This window comes from Aequorivita sp. IT1183, from assembly GCF_058068265.1.
Genome location: NZ_JBYRHS010000003.1, coordinates 533,840 through 557,986 on the forward strand (window position 1 = coordinate 533,840; position 24,147 = coordinate 557,986).

Consider the following 24,147-nt stretch of genomic DNA (forward strand, 5'->3'; position numbering starts at 1 on the left):
TGTCTTAATTTTACCATGGCTTTGTATTTGTATTTCGAATACACTCAATAACCTCTTCGTCCCTAAGCGAAGCCGAAGGGAATAATTATAAAGCAAACAAAACATTTTTATATATGAACTTTAACAACTTTACAATAAAAAGCCAGGAAGCCATACAGCAGGCGCAGCAAATTGCGCAAGGATACGGGCACCAACAGATTGAAAACGAACACATACTCAAAGGAATTTTTGAGGTAGATGAATATGTAACCCCTTTCATCTTAAAAAAATTAAACGTTAATCTCACCACTTTAAAACAGATTCTCGACAAGCAATTGGAAAGCTTTCCAAAGGTTTCTGGTGGCGATATTATGCTGTCGCGCGACGCAAACAAAACCGTGCTTGAAGCAAGTAATATTGCTAAAAAAATGGGCGATGAATATGTTTCCATCGAAAACCTTCTTTTGGCAATTCTCAATTCTAAAAGCAGTATTGCACAAAGCCTAAAAGACCAAGGTGTAACTGAAAAAGGAATGAAAGCCGCCATTCAGGAATTGCGAGGGGGTGAAAATGTTTCTTCGCAAAGTGCCGAAGAGACGTATAATTCATTAAACAAATACGCAAAAAACCTCAACCAACTTGCTCGCGACGGCAAGTTGGATCCTGTAATTGGACGTGACGAAGAAATTAGAAGAATACTTCAAATCCTATCGCGAAGAACTAAAAACAACCCCATGCTCGTGGGTGAACCCGGAACTGGTAAAACCGCTATCGCCGAAGGTTTAGCGCATAGAATTGTAGATGGCGATGTGCCCGAAAATTTGAAAACTAAAGAAATTTATTCTTTAGACATGGGCGCGCTAATTGCCGGTGCAAAATATAAAGGTGAATTTGAAGAACGCTTAAAAGCTGTAATTAAAGAAGTAACTTCTAGCGAAGGCGATATTGTGCTTTTTATAGATGAGATACATACTTTGGTTGGCGCCGGTGGCGGACAAGGCGCAATGGATGCCGCAAATATTTTGAAACCCGCACTAGCCCGTGGTGAACTTCGCGCTATTGGTGCGACAACTTTAGATGAATATCAAAAATATTTCGAAAAGGATAAAGCGCTGGAGCGTCGTTTCCAAAGAGTAGTCGTGGACGAGCCCGATACTGAAAGTGCTATTTCAATTCTTAGAGGAATTAAAGAAAAATATGAAACTCACCACAAGGTTCGTATTAAAGACGAAGCAATTATTGCTGCCGTAGAACTTTCGGAACGCTATATCACCAACCGTTTTCTTCCCGATAAGGCAATTGATTTAATGGACGAAGCCGCTAGTAAACTTAGGATGGAAATTAATTCCAAACCTGAAGAACTGGACGTTTTGGACAGAAAAATTATGCAACTCGAAATAGAAATCGAAGCCATTAAACGTGAAAAAGACGAAACGAAACTGAAATCACTTCACTCAGATTTGGGTAATTTAAAAGAAGGACGCAACGAGCTGAATGCAAGATGGCAAAGCGAAAAAGAGGTTGTGGACAATGTTCAAAACTTAAAAACACAGATTGAAGATTTTAAATTAGAAGCCGAACGTGCAGAGCGCGATGGCGATTTTGGAAAGGTTGCGGAACTTCGTTACGGAAAAATTAAAGATGCACAGGCTGCATTGAGCGAATTAGAAACGCAACTTGCCGAAAACGATGAAGGTACTTCTATGATAAAAGAAGAAGTAACGCGCGAAGATATAGCTGAAGTTGTAGCAAAATGGACTGGAATCCCGATTACCAAAATGCTACAAAGTGATCGTGAAAAACTACTCACCCTCGAAGACCATTTGCACAAACGTGTAGTTGGACAGAATGAGGCCATAGTTGCTGTGAGTGATGCTATTCGCCGAAGTCGCGCAGGATTGCAGGATGAGAAAAAACCAATAGGTAGCTTCCTTTTTTTAGGAACAACCGGAGTCGGTAAAACCGAGCTAGCAAAGGCTTTGGCAGAATACATGTTTGACGATGAAAACTCGATGACCCGTATAGATATGAGCGAATACCAAGAACGCCACAGTGTGAGTCGTTTGGTGGGTGCCCCTCCAGGATACGTGGGTTATGAAGAAGGTGGCCAGCTCACTGAAGCCGTGCGCCGTAAACCGTATAGCGTAGTTTTGTTGGACGAGATTGAAAAAGCACATCCCGATACCTTCAATATTTTATTGCAGGTTTTAGATGAAGGAAGATTAACGGATAACAAAGGTCGCTTAGCAGATTTCAAAAACACGATTATCATTATGACCAGTAATATGGGAAGCCAGATAATCCAAGAGCGTTTTGAAGCTGTAAAAGATCCCGAAACCGCAATGGAAGGCGCAAAAGTAGATGTGCTTGCGTTGCTGAAACAATCCGTGCGGCCAGAGTTTCTGAACCGCATAGACGACATTATAATGTTTACGCCTCTTTCTAAAAAGGACATTCACAAAATCGTGGAGCTACAATTAAAAGGAGTTTCCAAAATGTTGATGAAACAGAACATTGTATTAGACGCTACGCCAGAAGCAATTACTTATCTTTCAGAAAAAGGGTACGATCCACAATTTGGGGCAAGACCTGTAAAAAGAGTAATTCAGCGCGAAGTGTTAAACGAACTAAGTAAAGAAATACTCGGCGGAAAAATAACTACCGACAGTATTATTCTGCTCGATAGTTTTGATGATGCATTAGTGTTTAGAAACCAAGAAGATTTGGTTAAGTAATATAGGTTTTTAAATATTTGAAATATTAACCCCCAATGCGTTTGCTTGGGGGTTAATATTTTTATTAGGGTTGCTATGCATTTCGAACTTGCTGTAACGGAGCTCACCTAATTTCCACAGAATTTTATTTAATGAGTTGTATGCGAAATATTGTATATTATTAACTTTGCACTTTTATGAAGAAGATCGAAAATAAACCTAATAAAACAAATAAGCCTTGGCCAACAAAACAGGCTATGGAGCAAGTTTATGAGATGAATCTTTGGGGTGGTGAAAAATCTGATTTCTATTCGGGGTCGGGGTCGCATAATCCTGAAATTGTAAATCCGTATTTAGAGGCTGTAACATCATTTCTCAACTCTTTTAAAAGTCCGATCACGGTTTGCGATTTAGGTTGTGGAGATTTTAATGTTGGAAAAGAACTGGTAAAGCACACTAAAAAGTATGTCGCTGTAGATATAGTTGAAGACCTTATTATACGTAACAAAGCGAAGTTTAAATCCGAAAATTTAGAGTTCCAGTGTTTAAATATCGCGGTAGCAGATTTGCCATCTGGGGATTGTGCTTTATTAAGGCAAGTGCTTCAACATTTATCGAATGCTGAAGTGCAAAATATAGTGAATAAGCTATCAGCTTTTAAATATGTTATCCTAACAGAACATATTCCCAACGGAGATTTCACACCAAATAAAGAGCTTATTTCAGGGCAAGGTATTAGACTTAAAAAGCAAAGTGGCATAAACTTATTAGCTCCACCCTTTAATTTGAAAGTTAAAGAAGAAAAACAATTATCGGCTGTTGTTGTGAATGATGGTAAAGGGGTTATTGTAACTACGCTTTATGAAATATTTTATTAAACCTTTCAGGAAATTCATCTATTAGAAAAACTTCTTCATTTGTAAATGGATGTGTGAATTTTAAAGAATAAGCGTGCAAATACAGGCCTTTCCCGTTTAAAATTAGTTCTTCAATTCCGTATTCTTTATCTCCTAAAATCGGATTTCCGATACTTGAAAGATGTATGCGCAATTGATGTCTTCTTCCTGTTTCAGGTTCTAATTGTACCAAATTGAGTTTGCCGAATCTTGGTGAAAAGACGGATTCGCGCACCCAAAAATTCGATTCTGTTTTTTTACCATCTATTTCTGAAATGATTTTTCCACTGTCGTTCATTTCACCAATAGTAACTGCGTAGTACGTTTTTTTAACGGCTCTATTTTCAAACAATTTATTTAGTTCACGAATGCTACCATTCGTTTTTCCAACCAATAAAATACCGGTGGTTGCAAAATCTAATCGGTGAACAGGTTGAGGTGTTGTTGCATCAGATAGTTTGCTTTTTGTTAAGTTTTGAGCCAAAGCATTCGCAACGGTTTTAAAACTATTGCCGCTCACCAAAATACCAGCGGGTTTATGAATTACGGCTAAGTAATCGTCTTCAAATAAAATTTTTAGTGGAAAGATTAGTTTTTTCTTCGGAACGATTTCTTCTAAAATGGTTAAACGAATACATTCTCCTCCGTTTATAAATGTAGCCGAAGTAGCAATTACATTATTAACCGTAATATACTTTTTCTTTAATACTTTCTTTAAAGCTGATTTTGTTAATGCTGCCTGGAAAATACCCACGCCATATTCTTGAAGCCGAATAGGAGTTAGCAGTTTAGGAACAATATGGGTTTCTGTGGGGTTGATATAGTTTATATTGTATTGTCACATTTTAGAGTCGTGTTTAGTATCACATTTACTCAATTTTTATAATTTATTCTAATGTCAAATATAACGAAATATCCCGCCCACTTGCCAAAGCACTATCTAACTTGATCCTTCGCTAACATTTTCAAACGAAAAAAATTTCACCTAAAAAAAAGACTCCACAAGATTTCAAATAGTGAAATCTTGTGGAGTCCGGCTTCAAACAAAGCGGTAATTAAAGTTTAGATAAAACTACCACTTGTCAATTTGGTCTTTTATTTCTTCTTTGGTTTTACCCGTTTTTTCCTGAAGGCGTCCAAGTAATTCGTCAGATTTCCCTTCTGTGTACATTAGGTCATCATCGGTAAGGTCTCCATATTGTTGTTTGAATTTACCTTTTACTTGTTTCCATTTTCCTTTAAATTGATCCTCGTTCATAGCTTTTTGTTTTAAGTTAATTAATTCATTCTTTTTCGAATTATAAAATTACAACAGCAAACTGTCCGTATATTATAAAGAAATATTAAAGATTCAATCCTTTTAGTTATAACTTTGCCAATGAGTCTTAAAAACTGTTATTTAATTATTTCCATATGAAAAACATCATCTTACTTCTACTTTTACCCCTTTTCACATTTTGTGGTCAGCAAAATGAAAAACAAGAAGAAAACAAAACTGTTGAAACTGAAAACTTAAACACTCCCGAGACTTATAGCGCTATTTATTACCTACTTCGCCACGCCGAAAAAGATCGCACAGACCCCAACAACCAGGATCCTAATCTGAATATTGACGGGATGATGCGCGCCAAACGCTGGGCTGCTTATTTTGAAACGATTAAAATTGATGAAATCTATATAACTAAATATGTGCGTACCAAACAAACTGTTTCATTAATCGCACAGCAAAAACTGATTTCGCCAAAACGTTACGAACCAAATACTATTTATTCGGATGAATTTTTAAAGCAAACTAACGGCAAAACAGTTCTTATTGCTGGTCATAGCAACACCACTCCACAATTGGTAAATAAGCTTATTGGCGAAGAAAAATTTAAGGATATGGATGATAGTGAAAATTCCACGCTTTATAAAGTTACCATTAATGGCAACGATAAAAAAGTAGAAACTATTACGGTTGAATAATTTAATCTATAGTACTCATTATTCGTTAATCATTATTGATTCTGCAATATTCATTCTATTTTTGCACTTATGGCAATTCAGAAAAACGTAAAAATTAAGAACCGCAAGGCAAGGTTTGAGTACGAAATCCTCGATACTTTTACTGCTGGTATTGTGCTTCGCGGCACCGAAATAAAAGCAATTCGCGAAGGACAAGCTTCTATAGCCGAAAGTTTTTGCGAGTTTAGCAATGGCGAACTGTTCGTTATAAATATGACCGTGCAGGAATACAGCCATGCCACACATTACAATCACGCCCCTAAAAGTGAACGCAAACTTCTCTTAAATCGCAGCGAACTCAAAAAGCTGGAAAAGGAAGTAAAAAACAGCGGACTTACAATTATTCCCTTAGTTCTTTTCACCAATAGCAAAGGTCTTGCGAAAATTGATATCGCTCTTTGCCGTGGTAAAAAAGAATACGACAAACGCGAAGTAATTAAAGATCGCGACTCCAAAAAACAGCTCAGCAGAATTAAGAAGGCTTTTAATAATTGATGGTGGGAGACTGATGCCATTTCGGCTCCGCTCAATGACCAGAAGCTTGGTGGCTGAGCGGAGTTGAAGTCACACAAACCAAAAACCTTTCTTTTACAAATTTGAAGTCTTTTTATTAGTAATTTGCAATCGTTTAATCAACTTTTGAAAATACCGAATGCAAACAAAGCTTCTTCTCCTTCTACTCTTTTTATCCGCAACCCTTTCCGCCCAAATAGTTGGAAAAGTAACCGATACCAAAGGTGAACCGCTGCCCTACGTAAACATTTACCTTCAACATAGCTATGTTGGCACTACTACAAACGACGATGGTAATTACTCTTTAAACGTTTCTGAAAAAGCTGAATACGTAGTTATTTTTCAGTTTTTGGGTTATAAAACTTTGAGTAAAACGGTTGCTCCCGCTTCATTTCCATTCATTTTAAATATTTCACTTGAAGAAGAATCTACGAGTTTAGATGAAGTAATAGTAAACACTTCCGAAGATCCCGCATACCGCATAATCAGAGAAACGATTGCGCAACGAAAAGAAAATTTGGATAAGCTAAGCGAATACACCGCCGATTTCTACTCGCGCGGATTATGGAAAGTGAAAAACGTTCCGGAAAAAATTATGGGCCAAGAAGTAGGCGATTTTGATGGAATGCTTGATTCCACCCGAACCGGCATCATTTATCTCTCGGAAACTATTTCGGAAATCGCATATCAAAAACCTGATAAATTCACCGAAAAAATTATTGCCAGCAAAGTGAGTGGCAACGATAATGGCTTCAGCTTTAACAGTGCCCAGAGTGCTAATATTTCGTTTTATGAAAACACGGTGGAGCTAAATGCTGAATTGGTTTCGCCCATTGCTAATAATGCGTTTAATTATTACAACTATAAACTTGATGGTGTTTTTTATGAAGGTCCAAAACTCATCAATAAAATAAAAGTCATCCCTAAAAGACCTAACGATAGGGTTTGGCAGGGTTTTATTTATATAGTTGAAGATGACTGGCAATTGTACGGCACGGAACTTTCCGCTACTGGCGCAGCAATTCAAGTGCCTTTTGTGAACAACTTATTGGTGAAACAGAATTACAAATACGATGCAAAAAATGATTTTTGGATCAAGATTTCGCAAACTATCGATTTCGGTTTTGGTCTCTTGGGAATGAAGGGCGAAGGTGGATTTATAGCGGTTTATAGCAACTATAATTTTAAGCCAGAGTTTTCAAAAAAGACATTTACAAATGAAGTGCTTTCGTTTAAAGCGGAAGCCAATAAAAAGGATAGTCTTTTTTGGAAAGGAAGTCGCCCTGTGCCACTTACAAACGAAGAATTAAAGGATTACATTAAAAAAGATAGCCTTCAAGTGTTGCGGCAAACAAAACCTTATTTAGATTCATTGGACGCAAAATCAAACAAACCGGGCATTCTCAGTTTGATTACAGGCTATTCATATAAAAACTCCTTTGAAAAATGGTCGGTTGGTTATGAAGGACCTTTACAAAAAATCAATTTCAACACCGTTCAAGGCTGGAATAGCAAAGCTGGGTTAACCTATAGCAAATGGTACGACGACAACCGAACAAACACACTTTCTGCAGCAATTCGCGCAGATTATGGAATTGCTGAGGACAGACTTAGATTTACGGCAGGCATACTTCGGAATTTTAATTGGAAAGACAAACTGCGTCTTTCCCTTTCGGGAGGAAGCGAAGTGGCTCAATTTAACAATACGGAGCCTATTTCACCCCTGATAAATACTTTTGCCACATTGTTCTTTGAACGAAACTATTTGAAGCTGTACGAGCTTAATTATGGAAGAATTGGCTACAGCCAAGAAATTTTTAACGGGCTTCATCTTTACGCCGCTGCGGGATACGAAAACCGACAGCCGCTTTTCAATAACACCAATTACGTAACAATTCCTTTTGAAAATGTAAGCTATACGAGTAATAATCCACTAGCTCCCAACAATTTTAATAACGCTGCAATTGCGGAACATAACATTATAAAAAGTAAAGTGCGGGCGCGTATCAATTTTGAACAGAAATATTATTCCAACCCTGATATGAAGTTTAATATGGGCGATACAAAATTTCCAGAATTGACACTCTCAGTGGAAAACGGTACTGCTATTACTGAATCTAATTACGATTATACGCAGTTTGAAGCAGGTTTAAACCAATCAATTTCCCTCGGAAACAAAGGTCAGTTTTACTACAATTTAAAAGGTGGTGCCTTTGCAAACGGCGATGGAATTTCGTTTGTAGATTTCAAACATTTCAACGGAAACCAAACGCGGGTGGGCACTTCGGCTAATTACACCAACGTTTTCAACTTGATGCCGTATTATGATTTCAGCACCAATAAAAGTTATTTTGAAGGACATGTGGAACATGATTTCCGCGGTTGGATTTTAGGAAAAATTCCCGGAATCAATAAGCTAAATCTTAACTTGGTAGCCGGCGCACACTTTTTGAGCACCGAAGAAAGGAAACCGTATTCCGAAATTTCCGTAGGAATTGACAATTTAGGTTTTGGAAAATTCAGATTGCTTCGGGTAGATTATGTTCGTTCTTATTACAACGGCGGCAGCGATGGAGCATTTATTTTTGGGCTGAAGTTTTTAGACATATTCGGACTTTAAATCGAGGTGAATCACAGAGTTTCACAAAGAAAAAATACTATGGCTATACCTTTCCCAGTTATTATCACCGAAAGATTAAATCTTCGGAAAATTGTACCGTCAGATTTAGATAGAGTTCATTATTTCCGTTCGGATAAAGAGATTAATAAATTCATAAAAAGAGAACCGCAAACACGTGAATTGGCGATTGCACATATTGAACTTATAACTGCCGATTTAAGAAAAAATAAATCCATCACTTGGGGAATTACAATGCAAGAATCTAATGTTTTGATAGGCTCAATTTGTCTATGGAATTTTTCGGATGATCGGAAAACTGCAGAAGTAGGTTACGGCCTCGATCCCGAATTTCAAGGCAAAGGAATTATGAGCGAAGCTCTGAAAGCTGTTTTACATTTCGGCTTCAGCCAAAGCGGTTTTGAAACCATTGTAGCTTACACAGATTATAGGAATATTCCTTCAAAAAAGCTTCTAAAACTCCATGGATTTATTCCAAGTTCAACCACTAAAGACCCTGATAACCAAAATAATGAAGTATTTTATCTAAACCGTTAGTTCTTGTCTTCTAAAAGAGGTACGAATCTAAACTCACCATACTCTTCTTTCTCAAATTCGGTTTCAGACTTACGTAAAAAGACGGTCATTATTTGCACATTTTCACCCACGGGAATTACTAATTTTCCCCCAACTTTCAATTGTGCCAACAGCGGATTTGGAACAAAAGGCGCTCCTGCTGTAACAATTATTCCATCAAAAGGAGCCTCTTCCGCAAGCCCAATATAGCCATCGCCAAACACCATCCGTTTTGGTTTGTAGCCAAGTTTTGGAAGAAATAATTTCGTCTTTTTAAAGAGTTCGTTTTGTCTTTCTACGGTATAAAGCGTTGTACCGATTTCTAAAAGTACAGCTGCTTGGTACCCACTTCCCGTTCCTATTTCGAGAATTTTATCGCCCTTTTTAGCCTCCAAAAGTTCTGTTTGTCGGGCAACAGTATAAGGCTGCGAAATGGTTTGATCTGCCGCAATTGGGAAAGCTTTATCTACATATGCGTGACCTTCAAAACCAGAATCCATAAAAAGATGTCGCGGAATCTTGCCTATGGCTTGCAATACATTTTTATCCAAAATCCCTTTCTTTTTTAGGGTTTCGACCAGTTTTTTCCGCATTCCTTGGTGAGTAAATGTATCTTTCACTTTTAGTTATATTTTAGTCCCGAAATTATCGGGAGGAGACTTGATATTTTAGACTGTACAAAGTAACCAAATTCGAGGATGAAGCACCAAATTTCCAGCATCAAATTTTCATATTTCAAATGGTCGAAACACTTAATAAAACCAATACACTAATCTTCAAACAACAAAGGATAGCAATCTAAAATTTGTATCTAGTTTTTAATGCAATCATTTCATCCTAATAACACCTAAAACTCTAAACTTTTAAACCCTCAACTTTTAATCTTTCCCTCTAAAACCCGTACATTTGTGAAAAACAGATATCAATGCTAAAAGCGGGAGTTCTGGGTGCTGGTCACTTAGGAAAAATACATTTAAAATTGCTGCAGCAATCCTCAAAATACGAACTTGTGGGTTTCTACGACGCCAGCAAAGAAGCTTCAAAAAAAATAGAAACTGAATTCGGTTATAAAAGTTTTCCATCTATGGAAAGCCTTATTGATGCTTGCGAAATGGTAGTGGTGGTAACCCCTACGAGCAAACATTTTGAATGTGCCGAAAAAGTAATCAATGCTGGAAAGCATCTTTTTATTGAAAAACCAATAACACAAACCGTTGCCGAAGCTGAGCAAATTCGCGACTTGGCAAAACTAAAAAAGGTACGCGGGCAAGTGGGACAGGTTGAACGTTTCAACCCTGCTTTTCAAGCCATTAAAGATAAAATACAGAATCCGATGTTCATTGAAACGCACCGATTGGCAGAGTTCAATCCGCGTGGAACGGATGTTTCGGTGGTTTTAGATTTAATGATTCACGATATAGACGCTATTTTAAGCGTTGTTAAAAGTCCCGTAAAAGCGGTAAGCGCAAGTGGAGTTTCGGTTATTAGTGAAACGCCAGACATTGCCAACGCTCGCATTGAATTTGAAAATGGATGTGTTGCCAATTTAACAGCGAGTCGTATTTCACTTAAAAATATGCGTAAAGCACGCTTCTTTCAGCGCGATGCTTATATTTCAGTAGATTTTCTGGAGAAGAAATGCGAGGTGGTAAAAATGAAAAATGCTCCCGAAGAACTTGACGATTTCGCAATGGTATTAACCAATGCCGAAGGAATTAAGAAGCAAATTTATTTCGAAAACCCAAAAATTGAAGCTAACAACGCCATCCTCGATGAACTTGAAAGTTTTTATGAAGCAATAAAAGCAGACAGAACCCCCGAAGTATCGCTTCGACAAGGCACTGAAGCATTGCGAGTTGCAATGTTGATAATTGAAAATTTTAAGAAAATATAGTTTAATTTAAAAGATACCCGCCTTCGCGGGCATTATTTATGAAGAATATAGCAGTAATAGGCGCAGGAACGATGGGCAACGGAATAGCCCACACCTTCGCGCAATTTGATTATAAAGTAAATTTAATTGACCTTTCACAGCCATCCCTTGATAAAGGAATGGCTACTATCACCAAAAATCTTGATAGGATGGTTGCGAAGGAAAAAATTTCGGAAGAAGATAAAAACCGTACACTTAGCAATATATCAACTTTTACAAATTTAGAAGAGGGTGTAAAAACCTCCAATTTGGTAGTTGAAGCCGCAACTGAAAACTTAGATTTAAAGTTGAAAATCTTCCGTGATTTAGATAAATTCTGTCTGGAGGAAACTATTTTGGCGAGCAATACTTCATCTATTTCAATTACTCAGATTGCTTCGGCTACTTCACGTCCCGGACAAGTTATCGGTATGCATTTTATGAATCCTGTGCCAATTATGAAACTGGTTGAGATTATAAAAGGATACAGCACTAGCGAAGAAACTTTCAAAACCGTTGAAGCTCTTTCAAAAAACCTGAATAAAGTTCCCGTAGAGGTAAACGATTATCCAGGTTTTGTAGCAAACCGTATTTTAATGCCGATGATAAACGAAGCCGTTGAAACACTTTATAATGGCGTTGCAGGCGTTAAAGAGATTGACACAGTAATGATGTTAGGAATGGCGCACCCAATGGGCCCGTTGGCACTAGCCGATTTTATTGGTTTGGATGTTTGTCTTTCAATCTTAAATGTGATGCATGATGGCTTCAAAAACCCGAAATACGCTCCATGCCCATTATTGGTAAATATGGTAATGGCTGGAAAACTGGGCGCTAAAAGCGGCGAAGGTTTTTACGATTACAGCCAAAACCGAAAGGCAGAAGTTGTTTCTTCACAATTTATAAAGTGATATTTCCAGTCACGTAAACATTTAAACTTCTAAACTAAAATCTTGGCCAAAATAATCCCTTTTAATGCCGTTCGACCCACCCGAGACAAAGTAAGTCTGCTCGCAGCACGATCTTACGAGAGTTACACGGCAATGCAAGTGGAGTCGCGATTACGAGACAATCCGTTTTCATTTTTGCACATCGTAAACCCTGGTTTTAAATACCAAAAGGAGATATCTGGCGTAGAACGCTACGGACTTGTGCGCAATAGGTATCAAGAGTTTAAAGAAGATGGTATTTTTATGCAGGACGAAAAACCTTCGTTCTACATTTATAAAATAGTAAACCGCGACGGATTAGAATTTCAAGGGATTGTTGCTGCTGCAAGCGTTCAAGATTATGAAGACGACATTATTAAAAGGCACGAAGACACGCTGGAATTTAGAGAGATAATCTTTAAAGAATATCTAAAAACAGTTGGCTTTAATGCCGAAGCCGTGCTCCTAACCTATCCCGACAATCCGGAGTTAGAAGAAATTATAAATAAGGTAATGGAAAATCGTCCAGAATATGAATTTACCACTACCTATCGCGACACACACTATCTTTGGAATACAGATGACGAAGCGTTATTAGAAAGAATTCAAAAAATTTATGGAGAAATGCCGGCTTTATATATTGCTGACGGCCACCATCGCTCCGCTTCCTCTTCTTTATTAGCGAAAGAATTAAAAGAAGAAAATCCGCACCATACAGGTGATGAGGCTTATAATTTTTTCATGAGCTTCTTAATTCCCGAAAGCGATTTAAAAATATATGAATTCAACCGTTTGGTGAAAGACTTGAACGGATTGAAAAAAGAAGAGTTTTTGATAAAGCTGGACGAATATTTCAGAATCGAAAATCGTGGGATGGAATATTACAAACCTTCCAAATTGCATCATTTCAGTATGTATTTAGATGGCGAGTTTTATTCATTGTACCTTCGCAAAGCTAAATATGCAATTAACAATGCGTTAGACGCTTTAGACGCTCATATTTTATATGTTACAATTCTAAAACCGCTTCTCGGGATTGAAGATTTAAGAAACGACCAGCGCATAGAATATTCGCACGGAAAAAGGGATTTGGCATTCGTTAAAACAGCTGTCGACGCAGGTACATTTGCAGTAGGTTTCGGGTTAGTACCAGTTACCACAGATGAGATGAAACAAATTGCCGACGAAGGCTTAAAGATGCCTCCAAAAAGCACTTATATCGAGCCAAAGTTAAGGAGCGGTGTTACTATTTATGAATTCTGATAGTAGTTGAAAGAATATAGAAAAGAGAGAAAAAAATAGATGAGTATTTCAGAAAATTTAAAAGCATATACTTCGGAATTACCTGAAAATGTAACGCTGGTTGCGGTTTCCAAGACCAAACCAGTAAGTGATTTGATGGAAGCGTATAATGCGGGGCAACGTATTTTTGGTGAAAATAAGATCCAAGAAATGGAGTCTAAATGGCAAGAAATGCCAAAGGACATTCAGTGGCATATGATTGGGCATGTTCAGCGTAACAAGGTGAAATACATGGCGCCCTTTGTAAGTTTAATTCACGCTGTAGACAGTTTCAAACTTTTAAAGGAAATAGATAAAGAAGCCGAAAAAAACAATCGAACTATCAATTGTTTGCTTCAAATAAAAATAGCAGAAGAGGATAGCAAATTTGGAATGGAAAAAGCAGATGCTGAACAACTGCTGTCATCCGAAGTATATAAAAACCTGAAAAACGTAAAAGTTGTTGGTTTAATGGGAATGGCGACATTTACAGAAGATGAAAGTCAAATTTCAGCAGAATTCCAAAAGTTGACAAAAATATACAATCAATTCAGAAAGGAATACCAAGAGTCTGGGACAGAATTGAGTATTTTAAGTATGGGGATGAGCGGCGATTACAAAATTGCCATCGAAAACGGAAGTACCATGATACGAGTAGGTAGTTCAATTTTTGGCGAACGAAATTATTAGGTTGCCTTGCGATTTATCGAGCGCCTACTTTAAGAAATAAAAATACAGAATAGTTAATAGTAAGAATGTACGCAATATTAGACATAGAAACTACAGGCGGAAAATACAATGAGGAAGGAATAACCGAAATTGCAATTTATAAGTTTGACGGTCACGAGGTGGTAGATCAGTTCTCCAGTCTCGTAAACCCCGAAATACCAATCCAGCCTTTCGTAGTGAACCTTACGGGTATTAATAACGAAATGCTTCGGCACGCGCCTAAGTTTTATGAAGTAGCAAAACGCATTATCGAAATTACCGATGGTTGTATTATGGTTGCGCACAATGCGTTATTCGACAAGAGAATTCTTACCACTGAATTTGACCGATTGGGATATCAATTTGATAAAGAAACCCTTTGCACGGTAGAACTTTCTAAAAAATTGATTCCAGATATGGCATCGTACAGTTTGGGAAAATTGGTTCGTGCTTTGGGTATTCCACTCAGCGATCGCCATCGCGCACAAGGTGATGCGAAGGCTACGGTAGCACTTTTTAAATTGTTATTGACCAAAGACACTTCTAAAGAAATAATTTCTGAAAGTCTTCGGAATGACCCGAAACGGAAATTGGAACCAAAACTGATTGATTTAATTGAAAGCGCTCCTTCGGAAACAGGCGTTTATTATATGCGTAATGAAGCTGGCAAAATAATTTATATTGGCAAAAGCAAAAATATTAAAAAGCGTTTAACGCAACATTTTACTAGCGACAACCGTAAATCGAAAAGAATTCAACTGGAAGTAAAATCGGTTTCTTTTGAAAAAACAGGCAATGATTTAATTGCTCTTTTAAAGGAATGTGAAGAAATTAAGCAAAACAAACCACTTTACAACCGTGCGCTTCGAAGAACACTTTTTACGCATCAGCTTACTTCTTTTGAAGATGAAAACGGTTATATCAATTTAAAAATTGAAAAGACAGACGGCAGAAAAAAAGCAATAACAACCTTTAGCAATTATCAGCAAGCTAAAACGGCACTTTTCAAAATTACCGAGGAGAATCAGCTGTGCCAAAAACTAACAGGGCTATACGAAGCAGAAAACCAATGTTTCAATTATACGCTCGAGGAGTGCTACGGAGCCTGTATAAACAAAGAGGCCGTTGACGAATACAACAATCGTGTTAATGCATTTTTGGAAAAGTGCAGTTACGAAAACCAAAACATGCTGGTTATTGACCGAGGCAGAGATATTGAGGAGCGTTCCGTTATTTTAATTGAAAATGGGGTGTATAAAGGATATGGCTTTTACAATCTGAATTATCAAATTAACAATCCAGAGATATTGAAATCCATCATCAATCCAATGCAGGATAATCGTGATGCACAACACATAATTCAAAATTACCTGCGAAAAAATAAAGTACTGAAAACAGTAAACCTTTCTACCAACTCAGTTAATTAGTATAAAGTTGCTTATTTTTAGCATGTCAAACACCCTAACTTGAAACCATCCAATAAAAAATCCTGGCGTTTTAAAGCTCATGAGATAATTTATGAAGCAGATACGCCCATGGGCAAGTTTTTCGACATTATTCTGCTGATATTGATTCTGCTTAGTGTGGTAATTGTAATGCTGGAAAGTGTGAATTCCATCGATATAGAATACCATCGCTTGTTTTATATAATTGAATGGATCATAACTATTTTTTTTACAATTGAATATATTGCTCGAATAGTTACTGTAAAAAAACCCCAAAACTATATTTTCAGTTTCTATGGGATTATCGACTTTCTATCCACAATACCTTTATACCTTTCGTTTATTTTAGTTGGAAGCAATTATTTACTTACTGTTCGCGCTTTACGACTCTTGCGTGTTTTCAGAATTTTAAAAATTACTCGATATATTGGCGAAGGAAATAAACTTAGAAAAGCACTTGTTGAAAGCAGAGCTAAAATCTTCATATTCATATTTGCGGTACTAATAGTAGCCATTATTGCTGGTACACTAATGTATTTAATTGAAGGCCCAGAAAGTGGATTTGACAATATTCCTATTAGCGTTTATTGGTGTATCGTAACACTTACAACTGTTGGATTTGGAGATATTACTCCTATTACTCCCGCTGGGCAATTATTGGCTACGATTATTATGATACTTGGTTACGGTGTTATAGCAGTGCCTACGGGTATTGTAAGTGCGCAATATGTAAAAAAAGCTAGTGATGATCTTGTACACGTAAACTCTCAATCTTGCAGAAATTGTGGCGCATCAAAACATAGTGATGGCGCTCATTTCTGCGACAATTGTGGTAATGAATTGCGACCAAATAATAATCCCGAAGCCTAATGTCTTCAAAAAAACCGTTGCTTATCTGTGTAGTTGGCCCAACGGCAATAGGCAAAACTTCTCTGGCAATTGCACTTGCCAATGCTTTTTCAGCTGAAATTATTTCGGCAGATTCACGACAGTTTTTTAAAGAAATGCCCATCGGCACGGCTGTTCCAAGTGAAGAAGAATTAAGTGCTGCGCAGCACCATTTTATTCAAAACAGATCCATTTTTGAAGAATATTCCGTTGGAGATTATGAAAGAGACGCTATTGCTTTTTTAACTAACTACTTCACCAATAAGAAGATTGCAATCATGGTTGGTGGTTCCGGACTTTACGTAGATGCGGTTGTAAAAGGTTTAGATAATTTTCCAGAAGTGCCTTCAGAAATTAGACAGCAGTTAAATACTGAATTAGACGAAAATGGAATTGAAGCGCTTCAAACTGAATTAAAAGAAGTTGATGAAGCGTATTTTGAAAAAGTTGATATTCGCAATCCACACAGATTGGTACGAGCATTAGAAATCTACCGATCTACGGGAAAACCTTATTCGACTTTCCTAAATAGAGAAGCTGTTGCACGAGATTTTGAAGTGCTTTTTATAGGTTTAACCGCTGAAAGAGAAACTATTTATAATAGAATAAACCTTCGAGTAGACCAAATGGTGGAGGCTGGATTAATTGAGGAAGCCGAAGCATTGCTTCCGCACAAAGACAAGAATGCATTACAAACAGTTGGGTATCGAGAGCTGTTTGAATATTTTGACAACAAAATAACGTTAGAAGAGGCAATTTCTGAAATAAAGAAAAACACGCGCCGATTCTCAAAACGCCAAAATACTTGGTTCAAAAAAAACGAAGCCATCCATTGGTTCAATTTTGAAACTGAGCCTACGGAAATCATTAATTTCATAAAAGAAAAAAACGCCCTATAAGGGCGTTTTTTTACACTTATCTTAAGCTAAGAATACTGATTAATTGTCTACTTCGCTCTTTACAACCAAACGGAAACCTTCCCCGTGGATGTTGATAATTTCTACACCGTCGTCTTGACTAAGGTATTTACGGAGTTTCGCAATGTATACGTCCATACTTCTTGACGTAAAATAATTATCATCTCTCCAAATCTTGGTAAGTGCCAATTCCCGTGGCATTAAATCGTTTTTATGAAGAGCCAAAAGACGCAATAATTCGTTTTCTTTTGGAGATAATTTAATAGGAGTTTCCTTATTGTAAGTTAAAAAGCGCAATTTAGAATTTAAGTGGAAATTACCAACTTGAAATTCAAATTGTTTGCTGTCTGCAATAGAATCTGTCGCTTTTCTTTGAATAATTGCTTTTATTTTCATTAGCAATACTTCACTATCAAAAGGCTTGTTTAGGTAGTCGTCTGCACCTACTTTATAACCTTTAAGCACATCTTCCTTCATTGCTTTTGCAGTAAGGAAAATGATTGGCACATCTTCGTTTTTTTCACGAATTTCCTTCGCTAATGTAAAGCCATCTTTGTAAGGCATCATTACATCTAGTATGCAAAGATCGAAATCGTCTTTTTTGAATTTTTCAAAACCTTCCATTCCGTTTTTAGCATGTGTCACGTTATAATCGTTCATTGCTAAGTAATCTTTCAATACTGTTCCGAAGTTGGGATCGTCTTCAACAAGAAGTATTTTTTTGTTTTCTGTTTCCATGATTTTAAGATATTAAGTGTAATTTTATTATAAAGGTGCTACCTTTTCCTTTTTCGCTTTCTACGAATATTTCCGCGTCGTGATCGTCTAAAATACGTTTAACGTAGGCAAGACCTAAACCGTGACCCTTTACGTTGTGTATATCGCCCGTGTGTTCACGGTAAAATTTTTCAAATATTTTCTTTTGAACGATTTTACTCATCCCCATTCCTTGATCTCGAATTTTGAGAATAACACTATTTTTTACGTTTTCTGAATAGATATCTATTTTAGGTGTGTCTTCAGAATATTTAATAGCATTATCAAGTATGTTTACTATCACATTCGTTAAATGCGATTCATTCGCAAGAACGGCAGATTTTAATGCCCCGTAATGTGTGTTTATATAACCTCCTCTATCTTCAACTATAAGACTTACGTGCGAGATGGAATCTTCAACAATGTCTTGTAAATCAAAGCGATCTTTGGGCAAATCCAACTCATTCTTTTCCAGTTTTGAAATTCGAAGCACGTTTTCAACCTGTGCGTTCATTCTTCTGTTTTCATCCCGTATCATTCCTAAATAGCGATCCAGAAACTCTTTATTGTCTTTGACTTTTGGGTTTTTAAGTGAATCCAAAGCCAAATTAATTGTTGCTATTGGAGTTTTAAACTCGTGGGTCATATTGTTTATAAAATCAGTCTTAATTTGTGAAATCTGACGTTGTTTATAAATCTGTGAGATTGCACTAGCATATGCTAAAATTATCACTGCTGTAAAAACAAGTGAAAGGATAGCCATTCCTAAAATGCTATTTAGCACGAGCCTTTCCCTTTCAGAAAAGGTTACATAAAGTTCGTAATTATTTTTGTTTTCACTTACAAAAAGTGGAACCATATACGTGCTTCCTTTATCAAGCTTAAAATTTTTAGAGCGTACTTTAGTTTCTAGATTATTACTGTAAACTGCAAATTCAAATTTAGATTTTAAACCTCTTTCTTTCAGTTCCTTTTCAATCAGGCTCCACACCTCTTTTTCATCTACCCTTTTATATATTGGGACCATTGCAGATACATTGCTCACAAAATCTTCAAACTGTTTACGTTCATAATCCTTCATTCTGGTAAAGGATTCTACGCGTGTATCTGTTATTGTTTGCCCATCAAGACCTTCTGAAATTTTAGTCTTTGTTTTTCTACTTGTAAGTTTTCTAAACTGAACACTATCCATTTCTGAATCAAAAAATCCCGAGGAAAGTTTATAATCTTGTTCTAGAATTCCGTCTGTAAAAATATAAGTTTCGTTTGTGGCTTTATTTTGAATTCGATAAGCCAACTCAGTAAAACTTTGATTATCTGGCACTTGAATACTGTCCACATACGCACTATAAACTTGATAGTACGCTTCGTTTTCTCTTAATTGGATTTCTTTTGCTACAGACAAAAGAACCTGTTTAGAATTTATAGTAAATTGCTCTGCTTTTGTTCGGTAAGCATTTGATATCCAGTATCCTTGAACAAATATTATTCCCAATAATGAGAGGCTCATCAGCGCTATCAGCAATACGAAAAGCTTTTTGTTCATTCCCCAAAAGTAAGATTTTAACATTTAGCTAATTGATTATTTAACCAAATGTTAACAAAAGAAAGAAATACGCTTAAGGATGGTTAGAAATAAAGGATTTGTGAATTTCAGCAACTCTTTTTTTGGTTGCTTCAAGGTCTATGTTTTCAACGATTACATGAGCTAATTTACGTTTTTTTTCATCGCTCCATTGATTGTTCATGCGTTGTTCTATTTCAGCTTTAGAAGAATTATCTCGAGCTAAAACACGATTTATTCTAGTTGCCTTGGGCGCAGTAACAAGAATAATAGAATCACAATCTTTATAACTACCATTTTCAAAAAGAATAGCAGCTTCTTTTATTACGTAAGCAGCATTTTGCTTTGAAGCCCATTTTTTAAAATGTGCAGCAACCCTAGGATGAATAATTTTATTAACCGCTTGCAGCAAATCTTTATCATTAAAAATTTTGTCTGCAACATATGCTCGATTTAAACCCGTTTCATTATAAACTGTTTCGCCTAATAGTTTAATTAATTCACGACGAATAATCTTCGATGTATTGGTAAGTTTCTTTGCTTCCACATCGGCTATATATATAGGCACACCAAGTTCAGAAAACATTTTTGCCACAGTTGTTTTCCCGCTCCCAATTCCGCCGGTAAGGCCTACAATTTTCATTAGTATTAAACTTTTGTGAATTTATTTTTCGATTTATTTAAAGATAAAGAAATCGATTTTTTTAGGTTCAAAAACTACATTTAGAATACTGGACGGTTTTTTATCTAAAACGGGAAGCATAAAATTCCCTTCTTTGTTTCTTTTAGAATAATCACATATTACCCTGAAGTTTTCTTTCGAAATTTTTGAGAATTCAGTTACCGATACATCAAATGAAACTGTAACGGAAGCACTCACCAATTTAATTTCCAAATCTGGTGGTAAATTTATAACCTCAACTGGAAGTATAAATTTTCCTTGGGAATATTCGGCAACATCCAGGCTTACCGTTACCATATTTGGTTTTATAGAAACAATTTCAGAATTACCGCTAACCACTTTAACAGATTTTGAAATATTCTTTTCAATATTTTCTATTAAAATCTCTTCGGTTCCAATTGTGTTTATTTTTTTCAAACTACCGGAGGGTCCGGAAATGGTTACGGAATCTGGAACTACTTTTATGCTGTCCATAGGCTTAAAGCCATCTTTAAAGCTAAGATTTGCCTTGGGTACAACCAGAATTCTTTTCAAAACAATTGGATCTAAAGCTACATTCAGTTCTTCAATAGAGAGATTTTTAATCGCCAAGTTTCTATTAAAATTAGAAGATACCATCCTGGTTAAATTGCTTTTATTAATGGTGAAGTGATCCTCTTCTTTATCATAAAAATCACCTACTTGTACATCAATTGTAGGTTTCTTTAATTTGTAAAACAAAATTTCAAAACCATTTGCCGTAAGATCGAAGGTGATTTCGTGTAGATTTTCATCAGATAGCGCAGTGGTTTCTGGAATATTCTCATATTGAATTTTGGCGACCATAGTCGAAGTAAATTCTCTACTAAACTTCGTTAAAACCCAAAAAATAGCAGCGATTAATAAAAAGAAAAGGAATCGCTTCACTTTTATATTTTTATTCTTCTTAAAGATTCCTTTAGTCATACTAGTTTTATTCACCATCAATAAATTTACTTAAAAAATAAAAAGGGAAATTGTTTCTGTGGATCTTTCTTTAGAAAGTTTATTAAAAAGCTAGATTTAAAAAACGCGATGCCATACCCGAAAAACTGAACAAATACAGCTCGTAAAGAAAGTAGACCAATATAGACGCTTTTGTTCTTTATGCTAGAATCTATAAAAATTAAGACTAAATAAGATAATATTGGCAATAAAAACAGCGGAGTAAAAAATATGGCAAACAAAACTGAGAAAATTACGAATACTACAAAAAGTGTTGGAAACCAAAATGTTACTTTAGAAGCGGAAGGGTGCCATTTATTTAAAATTGGACGTACTAATCCAAATTTTTTAACTTGTAAATAAAACTTTTCCCACGAAATTCTTCGTTTGTGATAAACAAAAGCATTTGGAAGAAAGGTAGTATTGTATCCCGCTTTTAATATACGCTGAGAAAGATCGGGATCTTCTCCGGGATGAATTTTTGAGTAACCGCCGGTTTTTAGAAAAACTTCTTTTGAAATTCCCATATTAAAACTTCTGGGCTCAAAACTATTAACGCTTCTTGTATTTCCTCTAATTCCGCCAGTAGTTAAAAATGAAGTCATTGCGTAATTTATCGCCTTTTGTAAAGGAGTAAAATTGGCGTGAGCAGCGTCTGCCCCACCAAAACAATGAAAATAATTTTTATGAAGAAATTCGTCTACAACCAACAAATAATGCGGAGGTAACAAACAGTCGGAATCCAGTATTATGAAGTAATTACCTTTTGCCCGACTCATGCCATAATTTCGTGAATCTCCTGGGCCTGAATTTTGTTTAAAGTAATATGAAATAGAAAGCTTTTCAGAGAACTCCGCTATAACCTTTTCCGAAGTTTCCGTGGAGCCATCTTCTACAATAATTATTTCGAAATCACTTCCAAAATCTAAACCTATAAAACTATCCAAAAGCTCCTTAACTTCTTGTGGGCGATTATATACAGGGATTATGAAGGAATAGCTTATTTGCATCGGTCAAAGTTAATCAAATATAAAAAGCCACCCACTTTCGTGGATGGCTTTTCAATTAGATTATAAAAATTTAGTTTTTCAAAATCTTATAGGTTCCTGTTTGTCCATTTACAGTAACCTGCATAATGTAGCTACCTGTAGTAAGTCCAGAAAGGTTAATATTAGATGTTGTAGCACCAATATCAGTGCGTAACACTTGCTGACCTAACAAATTGAATATAGAAACTGATTCTATATTATTAACCGATTTCAAAGAAAGAACTTCGGTCACTGGGTTTGGATAATAAGAGAATCCTGCAAGTGCGTTTTCACTAACACCTAAAATAGGATCGCAATCTCCGCTCCAGATATATACTCCGTCCATAAGTGGATCTGGAATAGTCCAACCAGCATTAAACTGAGCGCTAGGGTTTCCTTCCATTGTAGAAGAAGTTACTACCCAAAATACACTGCCTGTTGCTCCACCATCTGTAACTGAAAGTTCGATCCAGTAAGTGGTTGGCAATACCAATTGTCCCATAAAAGTAAAAGGAGCAACGGTCAACTCAATTTCGTTAACATCGAAACCGAAGTTAGCGCCGATAACAGTTTGGTTGTCGATTGTAGCAGAGGCTTGAGATCCGATGATAACGCCTGGAAGACCAGCTGCATCATCATAATAATTAACATCAACGTTGGTAATTCCACCATTAGCAAAAATACTAGCAGTAATGTTATTCAAGGTGAAGTTTTCGCCAGCTGCAACAGTAACGTCGTTAGCAGTCATAAAAGCTGATGCTGATGAACAGTTGAAACCATTTTCGAAAGTACCATCGTTAGGGTTCTCTTCGTCGCAGGCTCCGCCTCCTCCTCCAATTGGATCACAATCTCCTTCCCACATATACACCCCGTCCATAAGAGGATCTGGAATAGTCCATCCTGCATTAAACTGAGCACTAGGATTACCCATCATAGTAGAAGAAGTTACTACCCAAAATACACTACCTGTTGCACCACCGTCAGTAACTGACAATTCAATCCAATATGTGGTAGGAACTCCAGCTTGTCCATTGAACATAAAAGGTGTAACACTCAATTGAATTTCATTAACATCAAAACCAAAGTTTGCACCAATAACCGTCTGGCTATCAATAGAAGCCGCGGCTTGAGATCCAATGATAACGCCTGGAAGTCCAGCTGCATCATCATAATAATTAACATCCACGTTTGTAATGCCACCGTTTGCGAAAATACTAGCGGTAATATTAGTTAAGGTGAAATTTTCGTCAGCCGCTACAGTAACGTCGTTAGCAGTCATAAAGGCTGATGCAGATGAACAGTTAAAGCCGTTTTCGAAAGTACCATCGTTAGGGTTCTCTTCTGTACAAACAGCTAAATAAGTCGGATTGTTATTACCCAATAAAACAATGTCCGTTACCGGTGTTGCATTGGAAGGTAAAATTGTTGTTGGATTTACTTCGGTTCTTTGTTGCTCAAATTCAACCGGATTATTAGTTCCGAGCATCTTAATTTGTTCCTGGCTAAATCCAATAGCAGCAACAAAAAAGAACATCATAATAGTAATTTTCTTCATAATATTATAATTTAATGTTAATTACTACTAAAGATATTCAAAATAAGTTTGTCTTCAAAGTTTTATTCTAAACAATTTAAGAATAATTATGAAGATTGTATAAAATTAACGTGGTCTAGGTAGTAAATCTATGATGAAAGTTATGTAGTAGCAGTAGTATTAATTTTTTCTCCACATATTTTAGTGGGATTGTATGATATTCAACTATTACCTACGTTCC

At 36.4% G+C, this 24,147-nt stretch carries 22 protein-coding genes; 13 read left to right on the forward strand and 9 right to left on the reverse strand.

Translation table 11 applies throughout. The features are described 5' to 3' along the window. The first annotated feature begins 113 nt into the window (after window positions 1-113). Both clpB and AC3RVF_RS08115 read left to right on the forward strand, forming a co-directional pair. Window positions 114-2,714 carry an ATP-dependent chaperone ClpB gene (gene clpB / locus AC3RVF_RS08110; protein ID WP_489693143.1) on the forward strand — a complete coding sequence of 867 codons (2,601 nt, stop codon included), beginning with the start codon at window positions 114-116 and terminating at the stop codon, window positions 2,712-2,714. Window positions 2,715-2,890: 176 nt separating this feature from the next. Further along, on the forward strand, window positions 2,891-3,571 hold the full coding sequence (locus tag AC3RVF_RS08115; RefSeq protein ID WP_489689437.1) for a methyltransferase: 681 nt from the start codon (window positions 2,891-2,893) through the stop codon (window positions 3,569-3,571). On the opposite strand, the gene AC3RVF_RS08120 is transcribed toward AC3RVF_RS08115, so the two are convergent. Then, window positions 3,546-4,343, reverse strand: a complete 798-nt coding sequence (locus AC3RVF_RS08120) for an RluA family pseudouridine synthase (protein ID WP_489693144.1) — start codon at window positions 4,341-4,343, stop codon at window positions 3,546-3,548. The two genes, AC3RVF_RS08115 and AC3RVF_RS08120, sit on opposite strands and share 26 nt — an antisense overlap. Window positions 4,344-4,661: 318 nt before the next feature. Next, window positions 4,662-4,847 carry a CsbD family protein gene (locus tag AC3RVF_RS08125; protein WP_489689436.1) on the reverse strand — a complete coding sequence of 62 codons (186 nt, stop codon included), beginning with the start codon at window positions 4,845-4,847 and terminating at the stop codon, window positions 4,662-4,664. Window positions 4,848-5,002: 155 nt separating this feature from the next. On the opposite strand from AC3RVF_RS08125, the gene AC3RVF_RS08130 reads away from it, so the two are divergent. From AC3RVF_RS08130 to AC3RVF_RS08145, 4 genes are all read left to right on the forward strand, one after another. Then, complete coding sequence (locus AC3RVF_RS08130) at window positions 5,003-5,554, forward strand: SixA phosphatase family protein (protein ID WP_489689435.1); 552 nt, start codon at window positions 5,003-5,005, stop codon at window positions 5,552-5,554. Window positions 5,555-5,623: 69 nt separating this feature from the next. Then, window positions 5,624-6,088 carry an SsrA-binding protein SmpB gene (gene smpB, locus AC3RVF_RS08135; protein ID WP_489689434.1) on the forward strand — a complete coding sequence of 155 codons (465 nt, stop codon included), beginning with the start codon at window positions 5,624-5,626 and terminating at the stop codon, window positions 6,086-6,088. 157 nt (window positions 6,089-6,245) lie between these two features. Then, window positions 6,246-8,726, forward strand: a complete 2,481-nt coding sequence (locus AC3RVF_RS08140; RefSeq protein ID WP_489693145.1) for a DUF5686 and carboxypeptidase regulatory-like domain-containing protein — start codon at window positions 6,246-6,248, stop codon at window positions 8,724-8,726. A 39-nt stretch (window positions 8,727-8,765) separates the two neighbouring features. Further along, entirely contained in the window at window positions 8,766-9,281 is a 516-nt protein-coding gene (locus tag AC3RVF_RS08145) for a GNAT family N-acetyltransferase (RefSeq protein ID WP_489689432.1), read from the forward strand. Here the strand turns inward: AC3RVF_RS08145 and AC3RVF_RS08150 are convergent. Further along, window positions 9,278-9,919 (reverse strand): protein-L-isoaspartate(D-aspartate) O-methyltransferase, encoded by a 642-nt coding sequence (locus tag AC3RVF_RS08150; protein WP_489689431.1) that lies wholly within the window; start codon window positions 9,917-9,919, stop codon window positions 9,278-9,280. The genes AC3RVF_RS08145 and AC3RVF_RS08150 overlap by 4 nt on opposite strands. Window positions 9,920-10,224: 305 nt before the next feature. Here AC3RVF_RS08150 and AC3RVF_RS08155 point away from each other — a divergent pair, with 305 nt between their 5' ends. The 7 genes from AC3RVF_RS08155 to miaA all read left to right on the forward strand — a co-directional run bounded on the left by AC3RVF_RS08155 (window position 10,225) and on the right by miaA (window position 17,361). Further along, window positions 10,225-11,193, forward strand: coding sequence for a Gfo/Idh/MocA family protein (locus AC3RVF_RS08155; RefSeq protein ID WP_489689430.1), 969 nt, complete (start codon window positions 10,225-10,227; stop codon window positions 11,191-11,193). A 38-nt stretch (window positions 11,194-11,231) separates the two neighbouring features. Next, window positions 11,232-12,122: a 3-hydroxybutyryl-CoA dehydrogenase gene (locus AC3RVF_RS08160; protein WP_489689429.1), complete on the forward strand. Its 891-nt coding sequence runs from the start codon at window positions 11,232-11,234 to the stop codon at window positions 12,120-12,122. A 42-nt stretch (window positions 12,123-12,164) separates the two neighbouring features. Continuing rightward, complete coding sequence (locus tag AC3RVF_RS08165; RefSeq protein WP_489693146.1) at window positions 12,165-13,403, forward strand: DUF1015 domain-containing protein; 1,239 nt, start codon at window positions 12,165-12,167, stop codon at window positions 13,401-13,403. A gap of 39 nt (window positions 13,404-13,442) precedes the next feature. Then, window positions 13,443-14,111 (forward strand): YggS family pyridoxal phosphate-dependent enzyme, encoded by a 669-nt coding sequence (locus AC3RVF_RS08170; RefSeq protein WP_489693147.1) that lies wholly within the window; start codon window positions 13,443-13,445, stop codon window positions 14,109-14,111. 65 nt (window positions 14,112-14,176) lie between these two features. Further along, window positions 14,177-15,556 (forward strand): exonuclease domain-containing protein, encoded by a 1,380-nt coding sequence (locus AC3RVF_RS08175; RefSeq protein WP_489693148.1) that lies wholly within the window; start codon window positions 14,177-14,179, stop codon window positions 15,554-15,556. A 39-nt stretch (window positions 15,557-15,595) separates the two neighbouring features. Then, a complete protein-coding gene (locus AC3RVF_RS08180; protein ID WP_489689425.1) occupies window positions 15,596-16,444 on the forward strand; it encodes an ion transporter in 849 nt (282 codons plus the stop codon). Then, a complete protein-coding gene (miaA, locus tag AC3RVF_RS08185) occupies window positions 16,444-17,361 on the forward strand; it encodes a tRNA (adenosine(37)-N6)-dimethylallyltransferase MiaA (RefSeq protein WP_489689424.1) in 918 nt (305 codons plus the stop codon). Before AC3RVF_RS08180 ends, miaA begins: the two co-directional genes overlap by 1 nt. Window positions 17,362-17,400: 39 nt before the next feature. On the opposite strand, the gene AC3RVF_RS08190 is transcribed toward miaA, so the two are convergent. The 6 genes from AC3RVF_RS08190 to AC3RVF_RS08215 form a co-directional block, all read right to left on the reverse strand. Then, on the reverse strand, window positions 17,401-18,117 hold the full coding sequence (locus tag AC3RVF_RS08190) for a response regulator transcription factor (protein WP_489689423.1): 717 nt from the start codon (window positions 18,115-18,117) through the stop codon (window positions 17,401-17,403). A gap of 4 nt (window positions 18,118-18,121) precedes the next feature. Then, window positions 18,122-19,681 (reverse strand): sensor histidine kinase, encoded by a 1,560-nt coding sequence (locus AC3RVF_RS08195; protein WP_489689422.1) that lies wholly within the window; start codon window positions 19,679-19,681, stop codon window positions 18,122-18,124. Window positions 19,682-19,754: 73 nt separating this feature from the next. Then, on the reverse strand, window positions 19,755-20,342 hold the full coding sequence (gene coaE, locus AC3RVF_RS08200; protein ID WP_489693149.1) for a dephospho-CoA kinase: 588 nt from the start codon (window positions 20,340-20,342) through the stop codon (window positions 19,755-19,757). Between the two features lie 33 nt (window positions 20,343-20,375). Continuing rightward, a complete protein-coding gene (locus AC3RVF_RS08205; protein WP_489689420.1) occupies window positions 20,376-21,326 on the reverse strand; it encodes a CdaR family protein in 951 nt (316 codons plus the stop codon). A 26-nt stretch (window positions 21,327-21,352) separates the two neighbouring features. Further along, a complete protein-coding gene (locus AC3RVF_RS08210; protein ID WP_489693150.1) occupies window positions 21,353-22,354 on the reverse strand; it encodes a glycosyltransferase family 2 protein in 1,002 nt (333 codons plus the stop codon). Between the two features lie 70 nt (window positions 22,355-22,424). Further along, window positions 22,425-23,927 carry a T9SS type A sorting domain-containing protein gene (locus AC3RVF_RS08215; protein WP_489693151.1) on the reverse strand — a complete coding sequence of 501 codons (1,503 nt, stop codon included), beginning with the start codon at window positions 23,925-23,927 and terminating at the stop codon, window positions 22,425-22,427. Between the last annotated feature and the right edge of the window lie 220 nt (window positions 23,928-24,147).